The organism is Candidatus Lokiarchaeota archaeon, assembly GCA_014730275.1.
In the GTDB taxonomy this organism is placed as follows: Archaea; Asgardarchaeota; Thorarchaeia; order Thorarchaeales; family Thorarchaeaceae; genus WJIL01.
In genome coordinates this window covers 1-7,195 of record WJIL01000050.1, presented here as the reverse complement: position 1 = coordinate 7,195, position 7,195 = coordinate 1, and the positions used below count along the sequence as shown (strand labels likewise).

7 protein-coding genes are annotated in these 7,195 nt (G+C 43.6%); 4 read left to right on the top strand and 3 right to left on the bottom strand.

Annotation, left to right across the window (positions count from 1 at the left end):
- Both GF309_05515 and GF309_05510 read left to right on the top strand, forming a co-directional pair.
- On the top strand, nucleotides 1–825 hold an 825-nt coding region (locus GF309_05515; GenBank protein MBD3158230.1), incomplete at its 5' end, for a peptidase dimerization domain-containing protein.
- Nucleotides 826–840: 15 nt separating this feature from the next.
- The gene (locus GF309_05510) at nucleotides 841–1,500 is read left to right on the top strand and encodes a hypothetical protein (protein MBD3158229.1); all 660 of its coding nucleotides are present in this window, start codon (nucleotides 841–843) and stop codon (nucleotides 1,498–1,500) included.
- Between the two features lie 83 nt (nucleotides 1,501–1,583).
- Here the strand turns inward: GF309_05510 and GF309_05505 are convergent, their stop codons facing one another.
- Nucleotides 1,584–5,102 carry a hypothetical protein gene (locus GF309_05505; protein ID MBD3158228.1) on the bottom strand — a complete coding sequence of 1,173 codons (3,519 nt, stop codon included), beginning with the start codon at nucleotides 5,100–5,102 and terminating at the stop codon, nucleotides 1,584–1,586.
- A gap of 184 nt (nucleotides 5,103–5,286) precedes the next feature.
- Between GF309_05505 and GF309_05500 the strand changes: the two genes are divergently transcribed.
- Both GF309_05500 and GF309_05495 read left to right on the top strand, forming a co-directional pair.
- Nucleotides 5,287–5,925: a methyltransferase domain-containing protein gene (locus tag GF309_05500; protein ID MBD3158227.1), complete on the top strand. Its 639-nt coding sequence runs from the start codon at nucleotides 5,287–5,289 to the stop codon at nucleotides 5,923–5,925.
- A gap of 28 nt (nucleotides 5,926–5,953) precedes the next feature.
- Nucleotides 5,954–6,571, top strand: a complete 618-nt coding sequence (locus GF309_05495; protein MBD3158226.1) for a hypothetical protein — start codon at nucleotides 5,954–5,956, stop codon at nucleotides 6,569–6,571.
- 6 nt (nucleotides 6,572–6,577) lie between these two features.
- Here GF309_05495 and GF309_05490 read toward each other — a convergent pair whose 3' ends face one another.
- Both GF309_05490 and GF309_05485 read right to left on the bottom strand, forming a co-directional pair.
- Nucleotides 6,578–6,874, bottom strand: a complete 297-nt coding sequence (locus tag GF309_05490) for a hypothetical protein (GenBank protein ID MBD3158225.1) — start codon at nucleotides 6,872–6,874, stop codon at nucleotides 6,578–6,580.
- Between the two features lie 37 nt (nucleotides 6,875–6,911).
- Nucleotides 6,912–7,195: large conductance mechanosensitive channel protein MscL (locus tag GF309_05485; protein ID MBD3158224.1), on the bottom strand; the 284-nt coding region annotated here is incomplete at its 5' end.

The window sequence follows — 7,195 nt, the reverse complement described above, 5'->3', positions numbered from 1 at the left end:
CATCCAATAGGAGAAAACAGATTCGTATTCGCATATGGAGAAAAGGGGGCGACCTGGTTGCGACTGAATTTCAAAGGAGAAGAACAACATGGGTCTATGCCTTTCAAATCGGAGAATGCAGTTGTGAAAATGGCGGAAGCAGTACGTCGACTCAAGATGTATCAACCACCACTGACAACCGAGTTTCTCGATGTTCTTGTCGAAAATATGCCTATTGGAAGTACACAGAAATGGCTACTCAGAAGAGAGAGTCTGCTTCCACGGCTTATTGAGATGGCCAGCAAGGATAATCTTGCGCAAGCGAAGATACTTCATGCACTCAGTAGAATGACTATCTCACCGAACTTGTGCCAGGGAGGAACCAAGGTTAATGTTGTAGCCGGAGGTGCATACGTGGACATAGACATACGTACACTTCCGGGACAGAATGCGCAATACGTACACGATCACCTCAAGAAGGCCTTAGGGCCACTTGCTGAAGAGACCAATATCGAACCTCTTCCGAAACAAGCGGGTTCGGAGCCATCGTATGGAAATGCAAGTGAAGTCGAATCGCCACTCGTGAAGCAGATGGAACATAGTGTAAAACAATTGAAAGGGACAACTTGTCAGCTAGTGCCAATGCTAATGCCAGGCGTAACCGACTGCCGCTTTTTCCGAAATGAATTCGGAACCCAGGCTTATGGTTTCAGCCTCTTCGATGATACTCTTGATATGGGTGATTTGCTTGGGCTGATCCATGGTACCAACGAGCGAGTTCCCTTGGGGAGCGTTGGGTTAACCGCACAGTCTTATATGCTGATAGCCAAGGGATTCTTGACTTGAAGGAGTTGATTGTCAATGTATTCATTTGAAGAGCTCAATATAGAAGGACATGTTGGCAAAGTGCCGAATGAATATCTTCGACTGAAAACGGATACCGACAGATATGCAATTACCTTTCCGGGTAGAGGATACACAACTCAAGCACCCCTTCTATATTACACTAATCGCTTTCTTCTTTACATGGGAATCAATGTCCTGAACATCAACTATGACTATATGGATAACCCCGACTTTGAAAATAGAAGCCAAGAAGCGAAAATGGAGTGGTTGAAAGATGATGTTGTCGCAGCATATACCACTGCACAACAACAGCTGGATGAACAGCTTTGCTGTATTGTGGGAAAATCACTCGGCACCATTGCTTTGGCCAATATTCTAGAGGAATTCCCTGATGCACGAGATTCCAAATTCATTTGGCATACACCACTCATTCTTTTGCCGGACATACAGAAAGCACTGAATGATTATGCACCAGATTCGTTGTTTGTGATTGGAACGGAGGATCCATACTATGATAAGGAGTTGCTATCCAAACTAGTAGAATCAACAGGGGGAGATAGCTTGGTTATCGAAGGTGCAAACCATGGAATGGAAGTATCTACAAACCCCCTGGAGCTCCTTGAGACTATGGACAGAATCATACAGAGCTTAACCAGTTTTTTCCATTCTCAATAGGTGGTTCACACTTAAGATGGAGGTCTAATTGCATGCCCTTCTTGGTTGTTTGCAGAGAGCTACTCAGAGATTGATATTTGACACTAGAGCTCCCAGTCCAATGCAAATGAATGATCGTTAGCTTCGTCAGGTTGACAGGAAATCAGTAGATCCTTATCGATAGCCTCCATCACAAGTTTGCTTGCTTTCGGCTCATTCACACCGCACTTTGACATGCTTCTTGTAAGATAACTTGGCTTCGCACAATGGCTCTCCGTTCCTTCCAGTACTTCTTCCAAGCACTTGTATCTACCAGGGAACTCCTCAGATGTGCCGCGCTTGTAGTATTTCAGGAGATGACCATCTAAAGTGCTATCGAACAAGGTATCAATAAGATTCGTTACGCTTTCATCTTCGGCTTTAGTCGGTCTATCCTCGTATAAATCGTCAATAGCATCACCAACAGCAATTGCAAATTGCTTCATCCTATCTTCTTGGATTTCGGAAGGTTTGCTAACAGTGATAAATGCACAAATCAAGTTTTCAGTTTCTACTGCACGAATAATATCTGAAATAGGCAATATTTTCCATTTTGCCTCCATGCTTTCAGAATCAAATTCTGATCTGAAATGGCTGATAGCAGTAATGAATGCAGAAATCACGCTTTCATCAAAACCGCCTTTTAGAATCTTGGAATATACAGGTAGACCGCTATCTTTGTGCAGAACGATGATTCCTATCAAATCACTAGCATCCTCAAAGCGGCGTTTAACAGCCAGAGCTTCTTGGTATTCGGCATTCTTCTTTCTACGATACAGTGTATACACAACCCCGGATATTGCTAGAAAAGCCAATATGCCCCCAATACGGGTGCCATAATAGACCAGCCGGGCTTGTTGATTTACAAGTGAGACGAGCTCTGCGCTGAAATCGTCAATGGACTCGAAATTCGCCTTTTCAACCTGCACTCGTAATCGGTATCCATTGGAATCAGATGTAGGAATGGTAATAGAGGCCAGATAAGAACCCGGGGAAGACTCTTCCGCGCTTCCTGTTTCAATGGAATCTCCTACTGCAGGGAAGATTCCATAAACAACAGTGGCATTTGTAACAGGTTCACCCGTATCAGATTCTGTCACTTTTATCTCCAAATCAATGGAGTCTCCTTCAACTCCAACAAGAGAAGACTCAATTGAGACTTGGATGGGAACTCTCACAACAAGATAGGTAAAAATGTAGTACTGAGATTCACAACCCTCCTTCTTGAAAGTCAAAACCAGACTCTGATTGCCGAGATTGCCAGGGATAATTGTCAAATTATAGAGACCATTCTCTGCTTCCTCAACGTCGTAATCTCCCGTTCCAAACTGCGAAACTGAAATATTTGCTCCTCTAATGTTGCTCCCGTTCAGCTTGAGTGAGTATGAAAATGTGAAGGAATGTGGCCTGCCAAATACAAGGGGTTCAATTGGGCCTTCAGGTGAGTTCAAATCTGTAGAGAATACAGATTGAAGCTCGATTGTGCAGAATGTATCCCAGAAATAGGGAGATGAAACGGAGACATTCATCATGTAAGAGCCAGCAGGGCGCACTGAAGTGTCTACACTGGCCTCCCACCAGTTCCTTAGTATATTTGGAACGAATTCGTATGTAGATTCAGCCCATTCCATTGTAACGGTGGTTGGACCAGTCATGATTAAATCTCCATTGTCAGCGTCCTCTAATCTAACAAGGACGTTGATTGTCTCACCAACTTCCGTTTCAATGATGGGTTGGATGGGCTCAATTGATACTATATGACGGAGAGTAAACGATATGGAGCTAAGAGCAAGTTCCGTACCGTTAGTCCAGAACAATTCAGTCCTCCATTGACCAGCAGTAGTATTGGAGCCAGATAGTCGCAGCCCTTGAGTAGGTGCAGAAACCGGGCTACTCGAATCAACGGTAGTATTATACCAGATTGTTCCGTTGGGCATCCGCCATCTAAAATGTAGATTCTCCAAGTTTGAGCTTATTTTATATTCACTTCCTAGGGATGCTAGTACTCTTGTGAGGTTTCCGGTAGCATAAGATGTTGTGTTAGACCAGTAGGACTCTTTCTCATTCCGAATCTGCGAACAGAACGTTTCGACGTAGTTGGGTGAACTAAAGCTGACGAGCCACCATCCAAGACGGTTCAAAACAGACTGTGGAACCTCTAGTCGGCCCTCTTGGACAATACATTGGTCTGACACCTCAACAAGGAATGGATCGTATACTCTAGGATTCATCCAATCGATTGGATGATACAAAACAAGGGAGAAGTTTTCGTATTCTTCTCGAGTCCCAAGATACGTGTAGAGTGTCAAATTTGAACTCTGATTAGCAGCTATAGAATAGGCTACACCCTTTTTCTCAAAATCAGTTGTCCAACTAGAGTTATCGAATTTATGAGAGAGTAGCCTCGGTTGGTGCAAGAAAGAAACAGAAGTGTTTGATATAACAGCAACATCAACAGGGCCGGATGTGACATAATCCTCAAAACTGATTGAAGCAAATCCTTCTCCGTTGCTCCCAATTACAGATGTTGTATTCTCTCCGACTTTGTATTCTAGCGATACTTCAGAAAAGGAAGGAGGGTTCTTCGCGTACAGTGATAAATCATCAAGGTATGTCGTGATATATACAGCATTTTCTATCCCTTGATCCTCCGGCTTCAACTCCATGGTTTCATCTATGAATAGCCCAATTTTCAAATTAGCAGAACTACTGAGTTCCGTCAAGTTTACCGGTATTCGGCCAGTGCTGTTCCACACTCCCCGGTCACCAACATCGAGAAGGCTTACATTCCAGATCGCAGTATCGTCTATCAGAACTCTTATGAAACACGAGCCTTGGTTCAAATCCCCTAAAGGGCCTCTGAGGTAGAGGTACCTAAAAGATAAGAAAGCCTCATCTACGTGATCGAGATTTCTAAGAGTCTGATTCCAAATCACATAGGTGCCGGCTGCGTGTACTTGCTTGTTATTCGCCCCTTGTCTCTCACCTTGATTCTCAACGACGACGTACCCTGTATCGCTATCGTCATACGCTGCAACCTGCGTCTGATTATATCCTTCAGGTTCATAACTTGTAGCATCCCAGCCAAAGGGACGATATGCTACACTTCCGTTGGGATTCACATTTGGTCCGGGAATTCCGTCAATGAAACTGCCATTTACAGCGTATAATCTTGTAAGATTCCATACCTCAAGCTCAGCCATGCTTGCAACCCAATCATGCTCCTCGTCCAAGGGAAACGCGTAGGATGTGCCTATCCCGGTATCAGTCCTGCCAGCTAATATGCCAGGAGTTGTATAGCCCCTTTGTTCCACATCTAGAGCATCAAGGATTCCTTCTTCAATAACTTCTTCATTCCCAATTGACGATTCAGTAAATAGGTTATGACCAGGGTTTTTTGGAGTAGTTTGAGGTGATTCTTCCGGCATCAGAGGATTGTTGCCAAATAATGAATCACTCGGAGTACGCGAAAAAGCAGCTTCAGAGTCCCCTTGCCATGTTCTAGTGGATTTTAGAATTGGAGAACCCAACGAAATGAGGAAGATGAAAAATATGATAGCAGAATAGGGTTTGTTTTGAATCATTGAACCACCCCGTAGCCCCTTTCACAATGGCTATTTTCAACTACGGATTGTAGAGGCACTCAGAGTTGAACAAAATGTTTTCCTATACATACTGTATTCGTTTTTTCGAATAGTTTAGAAACATGCTTGAAAAGGTTGAATATGAAAGAATAGTCTAATTGCTGTAGATCGGGAAGTGTAGAGAATGAACAACAAAAAGGGTAACAAAGAACTCGAAACTCAGGAAGCTGCTGAGAAGAACATTCTGGATTCCCTTTCTATTGGCTCAGATGTCCTCAAATGGTATAGTAAGATGGGAGAAGAGTTCTTCCGAAGGATAGGTTTACAACCAAGGAATGTCGTGCTCGATTTCGGTTGCAGAGTGGGCCATTACACAATCCCAGCTGCAAGAGTAGTCGGGAGTAAGGGCACGGTCTACGCCCTTGACAAGAAACACTCAGCCATAGATGAACTGATGTACCGAGCTTCCGTCATGAATCTTGATGACATCATCATACCTATGAGAACAAACGGCGAGCTCAAGATAAATCTAGAAGAAGATTCTGTTGATTTTGTCCTCTTTTATGACATCATTCGCAGCTTGCTTAGAATCGATGGCACTCTTAATCCCTATAGACGCCTCTTGGATGAGTTTGACCGAATTCTCAAACACGGGGGGAAACTCTCTGTCTTCATCAAACATCTTCATACCCAAAGCATCAGTCCCCATGATGTACTTGAGATAACTGAATCAGTTTTCGATCATCATCAATCCACAGAGCTCGAATTGATGCATTGGGATAACCTGGAGACAGGAACAATCCATAACTTTCGAAGAATATAGGCAACTACAATGCGTGGGGGGAAAATCCATGGATGAACTACTATTGCTTTTCTTGGCCCTGTTCGGGATATCTGCTCTATTTCACATCGTCTCGTTGAATCGAACGAAGTTAACAGAGCAATTTGGAGAACATTGGGGAAGGAAAATAGGTAATGTAATCGGTATTGTTTCAGGATGGTTGCTGTTTGCTTCTTGGGCAGGAATCTGGTTTGTTCCCCAACCCGCTCTTAGTTTGCCCATCTTCCAATCGTTTTGGATTAGTATACCAATCATTGAAATCCAAATTCCCATCATTCATTTTATTGTTGGCTTGTTCTTCCTAGTATTCGGCGCCTATTTCGGATTAAGTGCAGTATCAGAACTTTCGCTAAGTGTTTCTCAAACCCAATTACCGAACGAATTGGTCACAAATGGGATATACGTAAAATGCAGACACCCTCAGTATTTGGGGGGTATTCTGTCCCATATCGGTATTAGCCTACTCATGTCAGGATTATACTCTTTTCTGTTGACTCCGGTTATCTTCGTTGCAGTATATGCTATGAGTCACGCAGAGGAGAAACAACTTGCAAGGATGTTTGGAGACCGATACGAGGAGTATGGAGATGAAGTTCCTATGTTCCTGCCACGAATCGGCAAAGGGTAGCCTCTCTCAGAAGGGGAGTAACCCAAAAATGATGAGGAATATTCCTCCTAATGCATAGTGCTTCTTATTGGTCAGGCGGGCCAATTGAAGCACAGTTCCACCACTACCCACACTGAATGACAAACCCACGAGCAACCAAGCTGTTTCAATCACGGGAAAATCATACAAGAAAATGCGGATGGCGGCACCAACTACAGTATATAGCACCAACTGTTTCACAAGGTAGGAATATAGCTCATTCACTGAGGTTACGTCCAATCGCTCTTTGTGTTCTAGAGGCAGGTCTAAATTAGGCTTACCCATTTCCGCATATACCTGGCGACTTCTGAACTAGAAGGCTCTACTTAATGCCGGCTCGATTTGCTACTTTGACTATGACAAACACGACAAATGCTATGATTATGAAGGTGATAAGGTCGCCAATGAACGCTCCAACACCAAAAGGACCGATTTCGATTTGGTTCCATTCTACATTGGGTAGGGCGAATTCCACAATGGGCATTATCAGATTATTCACAAGGGATTGAACTAGCTGCCCCAAATATACACCCAGAATGAAGGCCACTGCCAGTCCCAGCACTTTATACTTGCTAAGGAATTCCTTGAATTCCTCTACGAAATTCT